The organism is Chitinilyticum litopenaei DSM 21440, from assembly GCF_000428145.1.
GTDB lineage: Bacteria > Pseudomonadota > Gammaproteobacteria > Burkholderiales > Chitinibacteraceae > Chitinilyticum > Chitinilyticum litopenaei.
In genome coordinates, this window is the sequence record NZ_ATZJ01000048.1 from 1 (window position 1) to 15,260 (window position 15,260).

At 61.2% G+C, this 15,260-nt stretch carries 13 protein-coding genes; 12 read left to right on the forward strand and 1 reads right to left on the reverse strand.

Annotation, left to right across the window (positions count from 1 at the left end; all coding sequences use genetic code 11):
• Positions 1-642: 642 nt before the first annotated feature.
• Positions 643-1,206 (forward strand): hypothetical protein, encoded by a 564-nt coding sequence (locus tag C515_RS21255; RefSeq protein WP_051304979.1) that lies wholly within the window; start codon positions 643-645, stop codon positions 1,204-1,206.
• Between the two features lie 114 nt (positions 1,207-1,320).
• Here the strand turns inward: C515_RS21255 and C515_RS0114410 are convergent, their stop codons facing one another.
• Positions 1,321-2,298 (reverse strand): malate dehydrogenase, encoded by a 978-nt coding sequence (locus C515_RS0114410; RefSeq protein ID WP_028456100.1) that lies wholly within the window; start codon positions 2,296-2,298, stop codon positions 1,321-1,323.
• A gap of 237 nt (positions 2,299-2,535) precedes the next feature.
• Here C515_RS0114410 and C515_RS21260 point away from each other — a divergent pair, with 237 nt between their 5' ends.
• The 11 genes from C515_RS21260 to sucC all read left to right on the forward strand — a co-directional run bounded on the left by C515_RS21260 (position 2,536) and on the right by sucC (position 15,252).
• Positions 2,536-3,258 carry a GntR family transcriptional regulator gene (locus C515_RS21260; RefSeq protein WP_043649760.1) on the forward strand — a complete coding sequence of 241 codons (723 nt, stop codon included), beginning with the start codon at positions 2,536-2,538 and terminating at the stop codon, positions 3,256-3,258.
• A gap of 97 nt (positions 3,259-3,355) precedes the next feature.
• Positions 3,356-3,730: a succinate dehydrogenase, cytochrome b556 subunit gene (gene sdhC, locus C515_RS0114420; RefSeq protein ID WP_028456101.1), complete on the forward strand. Its 375-nt coding sequence runs from the start codon at positions 3,356-3,358 to the stop codon at positions 3,728-3,730.
• Complete coding sequence (gene sdhD, locus C515_RS0114425; protein WP_028456102.1) at positions 3,724-4,071, forward strand: succinate dehydrogenase, hydrophobic membrane anchor protein; 348 nt, start codon at positions 3,724-3,726, stop codon at positions 4,069-4,071. Before sdhC ends, sdhD begins: the two co-directional genes overlap by 7 nt.
• Positions 4,072-4,073: 2 nt before the next feature.
• Positions 4,074-5,846 carry a succinate dehydrogenase flavoprotein subunit gene (sdhA, locus tag C515_RS0114430; RefSeq protein ID WP_028456103.1) on the forward strand — a complete coding sequence of 591 codons (1,773 nt, stop codon included), beginning with the start codon at positions 4,074-4,076 and terminating at the stop codon, positions 5,844-5,846.
• Between the two features lie 12 nt (positions 5,847-5,858).
• Positions 5,859-6,572 carry a succinate dehydrogenase iron-sulfur subunit gene (locus C515_RS0114435; RefSeq protein WP_028456104.1) on the forward strand — a complete coding sequence of 238 codons (714 nt, stop codon included), beginning with the start codon at positions 5,859-5,861 and terminating at the stop codon, positions 6,570-6,572.
• A gap of 14 nt (positions 6,573-6,586) precedes the next feature.
• Positions 6,587-6,832, forward strand: a complete 246-nt coding sequence (locus C515_RS0114440) for an FAD assembly factor SdhE (protein WP_028456105.1) — start codon at positions 6,587-6,589, stop codon at positions 6,830-6,832.
• A 43-nt stretch (positions 6,833-6,875) separates the two neighbouring features.
• The gene (gltA, locus tag C515_RS0114445; RefSeq protein ID WP_028456106.1) at positions 6,876-8,159 is read left to right on the forward strand and encodes a citrate synthase; all 1,284 of its coding nucleotides are present in this window, start codon (positions 6,876-6,878) and stop codon (positions 8,157-8,159) included.
• Positions 8,160-8,273: 114 nt separating this feature from the next.
• Positions 8,274-11,078, forward strand: coding sequence for a 2-oxoglutarate dehydrogenase E1 component (locus C515_RS0114450; protein WP_028456107.1), 2,805 nt, complete (start codon positions 8,274-8,276; stop codon positions 11,076-11,078).
• A 146-nt stretch (positions 11,079-11,224) separates the two neighbouring features.
• Entirely contained in the window at positions 11,225-12,421 is a 1,197-nt protein-coding gene (odhB, locus tag C515_RS0114455; RefSeq protein WP_028456108.1) for a 2-oxoglutarate dehydrogenase complex dihydrolipoyllysine-residue succinyltransferase, read from the forward strand.
• 134 nt (positions 12,422-12,555) lie between these two features.
• On the forward strand, positions 12,556-13,989 hold the full coding sequence (gene lpdA / locus C515_RS0114460; protein ID WP_028456109.1) for a dihydrolipoyl dehydrogenase: 1,434 nt from the start codon (positions 12,556-12,558) through the stop codon (positions 13,987-13,989).
• 93 nt (positions 13,990-14,082) lie between these two features.
• Positions 14,083-15,252 (forward strand): ADP-forming succinate--CoA ligase subunit beta, encoded by a 1,170-nt coding sequence (gene sucC, locus C515_RS0114465; RefSeq protein ID WP_028456110.1) that lies wholly within the window; start codon positions 14,083-14,085, stop codon positions 15,250-15,252.
• The last annotated feature ends 8 nt before the right edge of the window (positions 15,253-15,260 follow it).

Sequence of the window (15,260 nt, forward strand, 5' to 3'; positions counted from 1 at the left end):
CTCACCCGGCCCGCAAGGGAAGATCAACGCCACGAGTACGTCAACGTCACGATTGCAACGCAGAAGCAGTGATGGCCCATTGGTCGAACCGGCGGCGGGCAAACCTGATGGATTCCCAGTGCGCGAAGCACGCTAAGCCGATAAGGACCCGCCGCGCGAATAGCCCATCATGGTCCGGGCGATTGAGCCCAACGCAGAGGCCGGATATACGTGCGCAGTCGATCCAGCGACCAGAACTGCGGAATGCTTGCAAACCGGGAGGAGTCCATATACGGAATCCAGTGGCAATGCCAGTTCGAGCGTCGCTCTGGATGCCGGCCTTCGCCGGCATGACGAGTTGCTGAGCTGGCTGCCTAATCAGGTTTGGAAATGCCTGCCTCCAGCGGCTGAATGTTGCGCGAGTGGGCAGGCGCGTGCAGCCCGTGCCGGAGATGGGGAAGCACACCCAGGACTGCAGTAAATTGATGGCGCGTTAATGTTGGGTATCAAGGCGCAACCCTTTTCTATAAAGGGTTGTGGGCGTATACCTCGTGTATGCTTTGTCATCGCCCTCCTGTCGGGTGTGCAAGGGCAGACGTGCTGGCGTGCATGGGCTATCGTAAAGGCAGATGATCGATTGCCCTGCCAGGGCGGGAGTTTGCGATGATCGGCGCCCGGATTGCCTGTGTTTGCAGTGCCCTGCTGCTTGGCGGCTGTGCCGCACTCTTGCCCAGTTCCGCACAACAAAGCCATGCCCCCTGGCCGGATTACCAGACGGCCGAGCGCACTTTCCGGCAGGTGCAGATCGAGACGACCAGCCTGCAGGATTTGCATGCGCTGGGCATTGATCCCGGTCGCTCGCCCAATATCCTGCTGCTCAGTCATGCCGACCTGATGCGCCGCCTGGCGCTCAGTGGCGGCGGCGATCCGGCCTGGCTGGCTCCGCAGATTCAGGCCTGCATCAAGGCGCAACTGGCCTGCTTTGCCTACGAGATCGAGCAAAAGAGCATCAGCCGCCAGCGCAATGGCAATTTCTTTCTGGATTTTCTGGGCTTTCATCGCCGCACGGCGGTGAGTGGCTGGCAATTCGACGCGCTGTTCATCATCCACAACGACGTCGTCGTCTACAAGCTGTGGAGCGGCACGCCGAGCATCGAAAGCGTCGAGAAGGAAACCACGCCACTGGGGCCGCTGCAGAATTTCGATCCATCCGTGCTCGGGCTTTGACGGCTATCCTGGCTCGGGTATGAGGCTGCAGCTCTTTTCCTTGTTGAGTGACAGGTATATACCCATGAAAAAAGCCCCGCAATGCGGGGCTTTTTTCATGGCAGGGGCTGCCGATTACAGCAGATGCTTGATGGCATCGCGTTCTTCGGACAGTTCCTTGGCACTGGCGTCCATCTTGCCGCGGCTGAATTCGCTGATTTCCAGGCCTTCGATGATGGTGTACTTGCCATCCTTGCAGGTTACCGGATAGCCGTAGATCAGGTCGCTGTAGCCGTACTCGCCATTGGCCGGAACACCCATGGTGACCCAGTCGCCTTCCGGAGTGCCCAGCACCCAGTTGCGGATGTGGTCGATGGCGGCATTGGCGGCAGAAGCGGCGGAGGAGAGGCCGCGCGCCTTGATGATGGCGGCGCCACGCTGTTGCACGGTCGGGATGAATTCGCCTTCCAGCCACTTCTGGTCGTTGATCAGGCTGGCAGCATTCTGGCCTTTCACTTCAGCGTGGAAGATGTCCGGATACTGGGTGGCGGAGTGGTTGCCCCAGATGGTCATCTTCTTCACGTCGGTCACGGCGACGCCGGTCTTTTGCGCAATCTGGGTCAGTGCGCGGTTGTGGTCCAGACGCATCATGGCGGTGAAGTTGGCCGGGTTCAGATCCGGCGCGTTCTTCATGGCGATGTAGGCATTGGTGTTGGCCGGGTTGCCGACCACCAGCACCTTCACGTCACGCGAAGCAACGGCATTCAGTGCCTTGCCTTGCGTCGTGAAGATGGCGCCGTTGGCTTCCAGCAGGTCCTTGCGTTCCATGCCCGGGCCGCGCGGACGCGCGCCGACCAGCAGGGCGATGTCGGCATCCTTGAAGGCAACCATCGGATCGTCGGTCTGTACGATGCCGGCCAGCAGCGGGAAGGCGCAGTCATCCAGCTCCATTACCACGCCGTTGAGCGCCGGCAGGGACGGGGTGATGTCCAGCAGTTGCAGGATCACCGGCTGGTCCGGGCCCAGCATGGCGCCGGAGGCAATGCGGAACAGCAGGCTGTAGCCAATCTGGCCAGCAGCGCCGGTAACGGCTACGCGTACAGGTTTCTTCATGGTCATGAACTCCGTGGGCTGGGATGCTCGCTGTCATCCCTTTTTACAATGAAAACGGTCTCGGAATGCCGCGCCTGGGTGCGTCATTCGGGTGCCGCGCAGTGTAACACGCGGGCGCGTGCTGTGCCTTTATTGTGCCATTTTCTGAAAAAATCGTGTTACATCTTTTGTCTTATATAAGACTCGTGCTAGACTCGCCCGCAATAAAGTGTTAAAAAGCACATCGAAACATTGATCATGAGCAAACTTGCTGCACAACCGCTGTATCGACAGGTCCTTCGCGAGGTCATGACTGCCATTGAGGCAGGGGAGTGGGATGAAGACGAATCCCTGCCCAGCGAGCCGGATCTGGGTCGCCGCTTTGGCGTGAGCCAGGGGACGGTGCGCAAGGCGCTGGATGTGCTGGTGGCCGATGGGGTGTTGTATCGGCGCCAGGGTGTCGGGACTTTTGTGGCCGGCACCAACGATTTTCTGCTGCGCGGGCAATTCCTGCCGCTGGCAGGCAAGGACGGCATCAAGCCCAGTGTCGAATTGCTGGGTTGCGTGCGCATCCACGCGGGCGAACAGCTGGCGGACATTCTGGGTTTGCGGCGCGGCGCCACACTGTGGCAGGTAAGGCGCCTGCTGCGGGTGGACGGGCAGGTGGTCGGGCTGGAAGAAATGCTCTTGCCGGAGGCGAATTTTCCGAGCCTGGAAATCCGCCGGATTCGCGAGCTGAAGGGTAATCTGCGCGAGTTATGCTGGCGCGACTTTGGTGTCCGGCTCAAGGATGGCGAGGTACGCTACCGCGCCGTGCACGCCGGGCAGACCGAGGCCCGCCTGCTGCAGATGGATGTCAGCGAGCCGCTGCTGCAGCTGGTGCGGCTGGCACGTGATTTCGACGGCAAGCCGCAGGTGTGGAGCGTGGCCTGGCTGAGAACGGAAGAATTGGCCTTCGAGCCGTCGCAAAAGATGGTGTGAGGGCAGGGTAGTTCAGGATTTGGGCCGGCGCCGCAAGGTGTGGCCCGGAGGGTGGCGGCTGATACCGCCTTGTTTAGAGAGAAGAGGATAGCGCGTTATGCAAAAAACACGCCCCAAGCATCTGGATCTGCGGGTCATCAAATTCCCGCTGCCAGCCATCGTGTCCGGCCTGCACCGCATCAGCGGTGCCTTGCTGGCCTTGTCCATCCCCTTCGTGCTGTATGCACTGGAAGGTTCGCTGGCGAGCGCCGAACGCTTTGAGGCGTTCAAGGCCTGCATCGGCAATCCGCTGGTCAAGCTCTTCCTGCTGGTGGTGCTGTGGGGCTTCATGCATCACGCCTGTGCCGGCACGCGCTTCCTGTTCCTCGACATGCACAAGGGCGTTGACCTGAAAACTGCCCGCCTGACTTCCTGGGTCGTCATGATCGTCAGCCTTTCCCTCACTGCCGCTATCGGAGCTTACGCATGGTAAACCGTCACGTAGTCGGCGCCCATTACGGCCTGCGCGACTGGCTGGTGCAACGCGTCACCGCCGTCATCATGCTGGTCTATGCCGTTGCCGTGGGCGCTTTTGTCCTGTTCGCCGCCAAGGCCGGCTATGCCGACTGGCAAGAACTGTTCTCCTGTACTTGGGTGCGGGTGCTGAGCACCGTTACCGTGCTCGCGCTGCTGTGGCACGCCTGGGTCGGCATTCGCGACATCTGGATGGACTATGTCCAGCCGCTGGGCCTGCGCGTCACCTTGCACGTGCTGACCATCCTGTGGCTGATCGGCAGTCTTGTTTACTCGGTTAAAGTAGTGTGGGGTGTATGAGTATGGCCATTCCTGTTCGCAAGTTTGATGCGGTCATCGTCGGTGCCGGTGGCGCCGGTCTGCGCGCCGCACTGCAGCTGTCCGAGGCCGGCCTGAAAACCGCCGTATTGTCCAAGGTTTTCCCGACCCGTTCGCACACCGTTGCCGCTCAGGGTGGCGTCTCTGCTTCGCTGGGCAACTCCGAGCCGGATCACTGGCACTGGCACATGTACGACACCGTCAAGGGTTCGGACTGGCTGGGTGACCAGGACGCCATCGAATTCATGTGCCGCGAGGCACCGAATGTCGTGGTCGAGCTGGAACACTTCGGCATGCCGTTCGACCGCAATGCCGACGGCACCATTTACCAGCGCCCGTTCGGCGGCCACATGTCCAACTTCGGCGAAAAGCCGGTGCGTCGCGCCTGTGCTGCTGCCGACCGTACCGGTCACGCGATGCTGCACGCGCTGTATCAGCGCAATGTGCGCGCCAATACCCAGTTCTTTGTGGAATGGATGGCGCTGGATCTGGTGCGCGACGCCGAGGGCAATGTGCAGGGCGTGGTGGCCATGGAAATGGAAACCAGCGAAATCTATGTGTTCCAGGCCAAGGCAACGCTGTTCGCTACCGGCGGCGCGGGCCGCATCTATGCCTCGTCGACCAATGCCTTCATCAATACCGGTGACGGCCTGGGCATGGCGGCGCGTGCCGGCATCCCGCTCGAAGACATGGAATTCTGGCAGTTCCACCCGACCGGCGTCGCCGGCGCGGGCGTGCTGATTACCGAAGGTGTGCGCGGTGAAGGCGGCATTCTGCGCAATGCGCAGGGTGAGCGCTTCATGGAGCGCTATGCGCCGAACGCCAAGGATCTGGCCTCGCGCGACGTGGTGTCGCGCGCCATGGTGACCGAAATCAACGAAGGCCGCGGCTGCGGCCCGAACAAGGATCACGTGCTGCTCGACATCACGCACCTGGATCCGGAAGTCATCATGTCCAAGCTGCCGGGCATTCGCGAAATCTCGATCAAGTTTGCCGGTGTTGACCCGATCAAGGCGCCGATCCCCGTTGTGCCGACCTGTCACTACCAGATGGGGGGTATACCGACCAACTACAAGGGTGAGGTTGTGGTTGACGGCAATACAGTCAAGGGTTTCTATGCCGCCGGTGAAGTGGCCTGCGCCTCGGTGCACGGCGCGAACCGCCTTGGCACCAACTCCCTGCTCGACCTGCTGGTGTTTGGCAAATCGTCCGGCAACAGCATGATCGACTTCATCAAGACTGCCCCCAAGGATCTGCCGGAACTGCACAAGGCCGATGTCGAGCGCTCTGTTGCTCGCGTCGAACGCCTGAACAACCAGAAAAATGGCAGTAATGTGCACGAAGCCCGTGATGCCATGCAGCGCACCATGCAGGCGCACTGCGGCGTATTCCGCTTCAAGGACATGCTGGCCAAGGGTGTCGAGAAGATTCTCGAAGTCGAAAAGATGGTGCAGACCACCGAAATCGCCGACAAGTCCAAGACCTTCAACACTGCCCGCATCGAAGCGCTGGAGCTGGAAAACCTCATCGAAGTGGCCAAGGCCACGATGATTTCCGCCAATGCCCGTACCGAATCGCGCGGTGCCCACGTTCGCGACGACGCTGCCGATACGCCGGAAAACCCGAACGGCCGTGACGACCAGAACTGGCTCAAGCACACCCTGTGGCACCGTGACGGCAACCGTCTGGACTACAAGGCCGTGAACATGAAGCCGCTGACGGTCGAGACCATCGCACTGAAGACCCGCTCGTACTAAGAGGCCAAGGATATGAGCATGCAAACCGTCAAATTCCGCATCTACCGCTATGACCCGGACAAGGATGCCAAGCCCTACATGCAGGACATCAGTGTCGAGGTTGACCCGAGCACCGAGCGCAAGCTGCTCGACGCGCTGGTCAAGCTGAAGGTCGTTGACGAGTCGCTGTCGTTCCGGCGCTCCTGCCGTGAAGGCGTGTGCGGCTCCGACGCCATGAACATCAACGGCAAGAATGGCCTGGCCTGCATTACCGACATCGATACGCTCAAGCAGCCGATCGAAGTGCGCCCGCTGCCGGGCCTGCCGGTCATCCGCGACCTGATCGTCGACATGACGCAGTTCTTCAAGCAGTACCACTCGATCAAGCCCTATGTGATCAATGACACGCCGGCGCCGGATCGCGAGCGCCTGCAAAGCCAGGAAGACCGCAAGGAACTCGACGGCCTGTACGAGTGCATCCTGTGTGCATGCTGTTCGACCTCCTGTCCGTCGTTCTGGTGGAACCCGGACAAGTTCGTCGGTCCGGCAGGCCTGCTGGCCGCCTACCGCTTTATCGCTGACACCCGCGATACCGCGACCAACGAGCGTCTGGACAACCTGGAAGACCCGTACCGCCTGTTCCGCTGCCACACCATCATGAACTGCGTTGATGTGTGTCCGAAGGAACTGAACCCGACCAAGGCGATCGGCAAGATCAAGGAACTGATGCTCAAGCGCGTCGCGTAAGGGCAGGCGTGCACATGGACGACATTCACCTGAAACGGCTGGTGTGGCGCTCGCGCCGCGGCCTTCTGGAACTGGATCTGCAGCTGGAGCGTTTTGTGGCGGAGGTGCTGCCCACGCTCTCGGCTGCCGATCTGGCCGAATACGAAGCCGTCCTGCTGCTGCCGGACAACGATTTTCTCGATTATCTGAACGGCAAGGCCGACTGCCCGGATGCGCGCCTCAAGCCCATGCTTGAACGCATCCGCGCAGCACAACACTAGACTTTTCGGCCTTTGCCGAACTTCACACAGGAGTATTTCTGCGATGGACAAGAAGGTAACTCTCTCCTACAACGGCGACCAGTCGCTCGATCTGCCGGTGCTGGATGGCACGCTGGGCCCGTCCGTAGTGGACATCCGTACCTTTGCCAAGACCGGCATGTTCACGTTCGATCCGGGCTTTCTGGCAACCGCTTCCTGCGAATCCAAGATCACCTTCATTGACGGTGACCAGGGCCAGCTCTACTACCGCGGCTACCCGATCGAACAGCTGGCCGAAGGCGGCTCCGACTTTCTGGAAACCTGCTACCTGCTGATCTACGGCGAGCTGCCGAGCAAGGCGCAGAAGGACGAGTTCGTCAAGACCGTGACCGAGCACACCATGGTGCACGAGCAGCTGACCCGCTTCTGGCAGGGTTTCCGCCGCGACGCACACCCGATGGCCATGATGGTTGGTGTGGTTGGCGCGCTGTCCGCCTTCTATCAGGACAGCCTGGATGTGTCCAACCCGCGTCACCGTGAGGTCGCCATCTATCGCCTGCTGTCGAAGATCCCGACCATCGCCGCGATGTGTTACCGCTACAGCCAGGGTCTGCCGTTCGCGTATCCGCGCAATGACCTGAGCTACACCGCGAACTTCATGCACATGATGTTCTCCACCCCGTGCGCGCCGTACGAGCCGAATCCGGTGCTGGTACGCGCACTCGACCGCATCCTGATCCTGCATGCCGATCACGAGCAGAACGCCTCCACGTCGACCGTACGCCTGTCCGGTTCGTCCGGCGCCAACCCGTTCGCGTGCATCGCCGCCGGTATCGCCACGCTGTGGGGCCCGTCGCACGGCGGCGCCAACGAAGCCGTGCTGTTGATGCTGGATGAAATCGGTTCGGTGGAAAACGTGCCGGCCTTCATGGAAGGTGTGAAGAACAAGACCCACAAGCTGATGGGCTTCGGTCATCGCGTTTACAAGAACATGGATCCGCGCGCGGCCATCATGAAGCGTACCTGCGACGAAGTGCTGGCCGAACTGGGCCTGCAGGACGATCCGAAGTTCAAGCTGGCCATGGCGCTGGAAAAGATTGCGCTGGAAGACGAATACTTCGTCTCCCGCAAGCTGTATCCGAACGTCGACTTCTACTCCGGCATTGTGCAGTCCGCGCTGGGCATTCCGGTGGAAATGTTCACCGTGATCTTCGCCGTGGCGCGCACCGTGGGCTGGATCAGCCACTGGAATGAAATGATGTCCGATCCGGGCATGAAGATCGGCCGTCCGCGCCAGCTTTACACCGGCGCCCCGCGTCGCGATTACGTGAAGATGGAAGACCGCTAATTCGGTGAACGCCATCGCCGGCTGGGCCGGCGGTGGCGTCCTTGCATTGACCGGACACAAGGGCATCAGCTTGCAGCGAGCCCTGTACCCCAGAAAACAGGATTAACCACGGCAATGAGAGAACTCCAGTCCAACTCCCACCTTTTTGGCGGGAATGCTCCTTTCGTGGAGGAGCTCTACGAACAGTATCTGGCCGACCCGTCGTCCATCGACGGGAACTGGCGTGACTATTTCGACCAGCTGCAGCAATCGTCCGGCGGCACTGATCGCGACATCCCCCGTGCGCCCATCGAAGAGTCGTTCCGCCAGCTGGCCCGTCAGCCCTACCGTGCTGTCGCGACCGTCGATGAAGCCGCCACCCGCAAGCAGGTTGACCTGCTGCGCATGATCCAGGCTTACCGCATCATGGGCAGCCGCGCGGCCAGCCTTGATCCGCTGCAGCGCATGGACCAGTCGCAATTGCCGGCGCTCGACCCGAAGACCTACGGTTTTGGCGATGCCGACATGGCTTCCAGTCTGGGCACCAATATCGAAGGCATGCCGCGCGCTACCGTTTCGGAGGTGCTGGGATTCCTGAAGCAGACCTACACCGGCAACATCGGTCTGGAATACATGCACGTGACCAACGCCGAAGAGCGCGCCTGGTGCATGAATTTCTTCGAGTCGCGCCGCTCGACTCCGGATTTCAGTCGTGACCAGAAGCTGCGCATCCTGAAGCAGGTCACTGCGGCCGAAACGCTGGAGCAATACCTGCACAAGAAATACGTCGGCCAGAAGCGCTTCTCGCTCGAAGGCGGCGACAGCATGATTCCGGCGATGGATTACCTGGTTCAGGCCGCCGGCACTGCGGGCGTGCAGGAAATCGTCATCGGCATGGCCCACCGCGGCCGTCTGAACATGCTGGTCAACATTCTCGGCAAGCAGCCGCGCGACCTGTTCGGAGAATTCGAAGGGCGCTACAGCACCCAGCTGCCGTCCGGTGACGTGAAGTACCACATGGGCTTCAGCTCGGATATCCCGACTGCCGGCGGCCCGGTACACCTGACGCTGGCCTTCAACCCCTCGCACCTGGAAATCGTCAACCCGGTAGTGGAAGGCTCGACCCGTGCGCGCCAGCATCGCCGCAAGGACCAGACCGGCGCGCAAGTCATGCCGGTACTGATTCACGGCGACTCGGCCTTCATTGGCCTTGGCACCAACCAGGGCACATTCAACCTGTCGCAGACGCGTGGTTACGGCACCGGTGGCACCGTGCATCTGGTCATCAACAACCAGGTCGGTTTCACCACCTCCGATGTGCGCGACAACCGTTCGACGCTGTTCTGTACCGACATCGCCAAGATGGTCGAGGCGCCGATCTTCCATGTGAATGGCGACGATCCGGAAGCCGTCTGCCTGGTGACCGAGGCCGCGCTGGCCTATCGCCAGAAGTTCCGCAAGGACGTGGTCATCGACCTCGTCTGCTTCCGCAAGCATGGTCACAACGAAGCGGACGATCCCTTCGTGACCCAGCCGATGATGTACAAGAAGATTGCCGCCCATCCGGGCGCGCGCAAGAAGTATGTCGAGCGGCTGGTCAACGAGGGTGTGGTTACCGAGGCCGATGCCAACGCGATGATCGACGCCTACCGCGCGGCATTGGATCGCGGCGAGCACGTCGAGCAGACCACGCTCACCGACTACAAGCGTTCCTATGCCGTTGACTGGTCGAAATACATGGGCACGCACTGGCGTCATCCGGTTACTACCGCGATTGCCCAGCCCGACCTGCTGCGCCTGGCAGAGAAGTTCACCAGCTATCCGGAAGGCTTCAAGCTGCGCAGCACCGTCGAAAAGGAGCTCAAGGAGCGCCTGGAGATGGCCCGTGGCAACCAGCCGGTAAACTGGGGCACGGCCGAGCATTTTGCCTATGCCACGCTGCTGACCGAAGGCTACCCGATCCGCATTTCCGGCGAGGATTCCGGCCGCGGCACGTTCAGCCACCGCCATGCCGTACTGCATGACCAGAACCGTGAAAAGTGGGATCAGGGCACCTATATCCCGCTGCAGAACATCAGCGACAACCAGGCGCATTTCCTGGTCATCGACTCGATCCTGAACGAAGAAGCGGTGCTGGCCTTCGAATACGGTTATTCCTCGTCCGCTCCGGACGAGCTGGTGATCTGGGAGGCGCAGTTCGGCGATTTCGCCAATGGTGCACAAGTGGTGATCGACCAGTTCATCACCTCGGGCGAGACCAAGTGGGGCCGCCTGTCCGGTCTGACCATGATGCTGCCGCACGGCTACGATGGCCAGGGCCCGGAGCACAGCTCCGCACGCGTCGAGCGCTATCTGCAGATGTGCGCCGAGCACAATGTGCAGGTGCTGATGCTTTCCGAATCGGCACAGATGTTCCACGCGCTGCGTCGCCAGATGGTTCGCCCCTACCGCAAGCCGCTGATCATCATCATGTCGAAGAAGCTGCTGCGCTATAAGGACTCGATGAGCCCCATCGAGCACTTCAGCAGTGGCGAATTCCGCACGGTGATCGGCGACAACGGCGAGGCCGATGCCAAGAAGGCCAAGCGCGTGATCTGCTGTTCCGGTCAGGTTTACTTCGATCTGCTGAACGCCCGCAAGGAGCGCGACATCAAGGACATCGCCATTGTCCGCATCGAGCAGCTCTATCCCTTCCCGACCGAAGAACTGCAGGCCGAACTGGCCAAGTTCCCGAATGCGAAGGAAATCATGTGGGTGCAGGAAGAGCCGAAGAACCAGGGGGCGTGGTATCAGATCCGCCACCGGCTTGAAGGCGTGCTGGCACCGAAGCAGACGCTGTCGTTTGCCGGTCGCCCGTCTTCCGCTTCGCCGGCCGTGGGCTACATGAGCAAGCACAATGCCCAGCTCAAGGCCTTTGTCGATGAGGCGATGAGCCTGTAATCCTGCGGCGCCCGAGTCATCGGGCGCCGTTTTCTGCGTTTGTATTGCCAGGATTGTTGAATTGCCTTGCGAGCGAAGCGGACTGCCCGCCGCACAGGACAAGCCGGCCAGCGAGCCGGAAACCCAGAACAAATGGAGTCGTCACCATGATCGTTGAAGTCAAAGTACCGCAGCTGCCGGAATCCGTATCCGAAGCCACGCTGATCAGCTGGAAGAAGAAGGCCGGTGAAGCCGTTGCCCGTGATGAAAACCTGATCGACATCGAAACCGACAAGGTCGTGCTGGAAATCCCGGCGCCGCAGGCCGGCGTACTGGTGGAAATCATCGTGGCCGATGGCGCGACCGTGACCAGCCAGCAGGTGATTGCCAAGATCGATACCGCAGCCACTGCCGCTGCCAGCGCTCCGGCCGCAGCGGCACCTGCTGCTGCCCCCGCTGCGGTGTCCGCCCCGGCTGCCGGTGTAACTGGTGGTCACGCCATGCCGGCCGCCAAGAAGCTGGCTGCAGATGCTGGCATCAATGTCGCCGACGTTGAAGGTACCGGCCGTGGCGGTCGCGTGCTGAAGGAAGACGTGCAGAATCACCTCGCGAAGCCCGCAGCCGCTGCACCGGCTGCCGCACCGGCCATCATCATCCCGGGCGAACGCCCGGAACAGCGCGTGCCGATGAGCCGCCTGCGCCAGCGCGTGGCCGAGCGTCTGCTGCAATCGCAGTCGACCAACGCCATCCTCACCACCTTCAACGAAGTCAACATGAAGCCGGTGATGGATCTGCGCAACAAGTACAAGGACAAGTTCGAGAAGGATCACGGCGTGAAGCTGGGCTTCATGGGCTTCTTCGTGAAGGCCGCCGTTGCCGCGCTGAAGAAGTACCCGATCATGAACGCGTCGGTTGACGGCAACGACATCGTTTACCACGGCTATTTCGACATCGGCGTGGCCGTTGGCAGCCCGCGCGGTCTGGTGGTGCCCATCATCCGTGACGCCGACAAGCTGAGCCTGGCCGACATCGAGAAGACCATCGCCGATTTCGGCAAGCGCGCGCAGGAAGGCAAGCTGGGCGTGGAAGAGCTGACCGGCGGCACCTACACCATCTCCAATGGCGGCACCTTCGGTTCGATGATGTCCACCCCGATCATCAACCCGCCGCAATCCGCGATCCTCGGCATGCACGCCACCAAGGAACGCGCAGTCGTTGAAAACGGCCAGGTTGTCGTTCGCCCGATGATGTATCTGGCGCAATCCTACGACCACCGCATCATCGATGGCCGCGAAGCCGTATTGAGCCTGGTGGCCATCAAGGACGCCATCGAAGATCCGGCGCGCCTGCTGCTCGATCTGTAATCAGCTTCGAGCTTGGCGAGGCGGGGCACTTGCTCCGTCTGGCTGCAAGGTATATTCCTGCGGCCTAATAAATACATGAGATACACGTGCATATCCGGTTGGGTATCGGAATGCACTCAAGCAAAGGAAACAGCATGTCGCAACAATTCGATGTGGTTGTGATCGGTGCCGGCCCCGGCGGTTATGTGGCGGCCATCCGCGCCGCACAGCTCGGTTTCAATACCGCCTGCGTTGACGAATTCAAGAACAAGGCCGGTGAAGCCAGCCTGGGCGGCACTTGCCTGAACGTCGGCTGCATTCCGTCCAAGGCGCTGCTGGAGTCGTCGGAAAACTGGGAACGCATCGAGCACAAGTTCGAAGCACACGGCATTTCCGTGTCCGGCGCCAAGTTCGACGTGAAGAAGATGCTCGAACGCAAGGACGGCATCGTTACCAAGCTGACCCAGGGCATCGGCTACCTGTTCAAGAAGAACAAGGTCGCCAGCCTGCACGGTCACGGCAAGATCGTCGGCCAGCAAGATGGCAAGTGGCTGGTCGAAGTGGCCGACGGTGACAAGGTGGAAACCGTCGCCACGACGCATGTCATCATCGCCACCGGCTCGACGCCGCGCCAGTTCCCGGGCGTGCCGACCGACAACAAGCTGATTCTGGACAATGAAGGCGCGCTGGCAATCCCGGAAATCCCGAAGAAGCTGGGCGTGATCGGCGCGGGCGTCATCGGTCTGGAAATGGGCTCGGTGTGGAAGCGCCTGGGTGCCGACGTGACCATTCTCGAAGGTGCTCCCGGCTTCCTGCTGGCCGCCGACGAAGCCGTGGCGCGCGAAGCCAACCGCATCTTTACCCGCGATCTGGGCCTGAAGATCAGCTGTGGCGTGAAGATCGCCAAGGTTCAGCCCAACAAGAAAGACGTGACCATCGAGTACGCCGACGCTGAGGGCAAGGATCACAAGGACACCTTCGACAAGGTGATCGTGGCGATCGGCCGTCAGCCCAACACCTGGAATCTGGCCGCCGAAGCGGTGGGCCTGCCGCTGGACGAGCGCGGTTTCGTGATTGTTGATGACGAATGCCGCACCAGTTTGCCGAACATCTGGGCGGTGGGCGACGTGGTGCGTGGCCCGATGCTGGCGCACAAGGCCTCTGAAGAGGGCGTGGCCGTGGCCGAGCGCATCGCCGGCCAGCACCCGCACATCGACTTCAACGTCGTGCCCTGGGTGATCTACACCAGCCCGGAAATGGCCTGGGTCGGCAAGACCGAACAGGCGCTGAAGGCCGAAGGCATCGAGTACAAGAAGGGCCAGTTCCCGTTCAGCCCGAACGGCCGTGCGCTGGGTCTGGGTGAAGTGTCCGGCTTCGTGAAGATGCTGGCCTGCGCCAAGACCGACCGCATCCTCGGCGTGCACATCATCGGCCCGTTCGCCTCCGAGCTGATTTCCGAAGCCGTCGTGGCGATGGAGTTCAACGCATCCAGCGAAGACATCGCGCGCATCATCCACGCTCACCCCTCGCTGTCCGAAGCGCTGCACGAAGCGGCACTGGGTTGCGACAAGCGCGGTCTGCACAGCTAACAACACCGGCCGGCTGCGGCCGGCCTGCATCAACATGGCGGACCGGTAAGACGGCCCGCCGGACAACACTCTCCTTACAAAGGGAAAACAGAGATGAATCTGCACGAGTACCAAGCCAAGGAACTGCTGGCCAAATACGGCCTGCCGGTACAAAAAGGCATTCTGGCAACCAACGCTGACGAAGCGGCCGCCGCTTACGACCAACTTGGCGGCAAGTTTGCCGTCGTCAAGGCCCAGGTGCATGCCGGTGGCCGTGGCAAGGCCGGTGGCGTGAAAGTGGTGAAGAGCCGCGAAGAAGCCGCTGCCGAAGCCCAGCGCCTGATCGGCACCAATCTGGTGACCTACCAGACCGACGCCGCTGGTCAGCCGGTCAACAGCGTACTGGTGTGCGAAGACATGTACCCGGTACAGCGCGAGCTGTATCTGGGCGCCGTGGTGGATCGCGGTTCGCAGCGCGTGGTGTTCATGGTGTCCACCGAAGGTGGCGTGGAAATCGAAAAGGTTGCCGAAGAAACTCCGGAAAAGATCATCAAGATCGAAGTGGACCCGCTGGTTGGCATGCAGCCCTTCCAGACCCGCGACGCCGCGTTCGCACTGGGCCTGGCCGGCGAGCAGATCGCTGCCTTCTCCAAGCTGATGATGGGCGCCTACAAGGCCTTCGTCGAAAACGACTTTGCGCTGTTCGAAGTCAACCCGCTGGCTCTGCGTGAAAACGGCCAGCTGGCCTGCGTGGACGGCAAGATCAATCTGGATTCCAACGCGCTGTACCGTCACCCGGAACTGCTGGCGCAACGCGACAAGTCGCAGGAAAACGAGCGTGAAGTGAAGGCTTCCGAATTCGACCTGAACTACGTGGCGCTGGAAGGCAACATCGGCTGCATGGTGAACGGCGCCGGTCTGGCGATGGCCACCATGGACATCATCAAGCTCAAGGGCGGCCAGCCGGCCAACTTCCTGGACGTGGGCGGTGGCGCCACCAAGGAACGCGTGATCGAAGCGTTCAAGCTGATCCTGGCCGACACCTCGGTACAGGGCGTGCTGATCAACATCTTCGGCGGCATCGTGCGTTGCGACATGATCGCCGAAGCGATCATCGCCGCCGTGAAGGAAGTGAACGTGACCGTGCCGGTTGTCGTTCGTCTGGAAGGCAACAACGCCGAACTCGGCGCCAAGATCCTGGACGAGTCCGGCCTGAAGCTGACTTCCGCACAAGGCCTCAACGACGCAGCCGAGAAGATCGTTGCTGCCGTTGCCGCACTGTAATTGAGTGA

Coding starts and splice junctions, on each gene's coding strand:
- C515_RS21255 (WP_051304979.1), top strand. CDS start 643: ATGATCGGCGCCCGGATTGCCTGTGTTTGCAGTGCCCTGCTGCTTGGC.
- C515_RS0114410 (WP_028456100.1), bottom strand. CDS start 2,298: ATGAAGAAACCTGTACGCGTAGCCGTTACCGGCGCTGCTGGCCAGATT.
- C515_RS21260 (WP_043649760.1), top strand. CDS start 2,536: ATGAGCAAACTTGCTGCACAACCGCTGTATCGACAGGTCCTTCGCGAG.
- sdhC (WP_028456101.1), top strand. CDS start 3,356: ATGCAAAAAACACGCCCCAAGCATCTGGATCTGCGGGTCATCAAATTC.
- sdhD (WP_028456102.1), top strand. CDS start 3,724: ATGGTAAACCGTCACGTAGTCGGCGCCCATTACGGCCTGCGCGACTGG.
- sdhA (WP_028456103.1), top strand. CDS start 4,074: ATGGCCATTCCTGTTCGCAAGTTTGATGCGGTCATCGTCGGTGCCGGT.
- C515_RS0114435 (WP_028456104.1), top strand. CDS start 5,859: ATGAGCATGCAAACCGTCAAATTCCGCATCTACCGCTATGACCCGGAC.
- C515_RS0114440 (WP_028456105.1), top strand. CDS start 6,587: ATGGACGACATTCACCTGAAACGGCTGGTGTGGCGCTCGCGCCGCGGC.
- gltA (WP_028456106.1), top strand. CDS start 6,876: ATGGACAAGAAGGTAACTCTCTCCTACAACGGCGACCAGTCGCTCGAT.
- C515_RS0114450 (WP_028456107.1), top strand. CDS start 8,274: ATGAGAGAACTCCAGTCCAACTCCCACCTTTTTGGCGGGAATGCTCCT.
- odhB (WP_028456108.1), top strand. CDS start 11,225: ATGATCGTTGAAGTCAAAGTACCGCAGCTGCCGGAATCCGTATCCGAA.
- lpdA (WP_028456109.1), top strand. CDS start 12,556: ATGTCGCAACAATTCGATGTGGTTGTGATCGGTGCCGGCCCCGGCGGT.
- sucC (WP_028456110.1), top strand. CDS start 14,083: ATGAATCTGCACGAGTACCAAGCCAAGGAACTGCTGGCCAAATACGGC.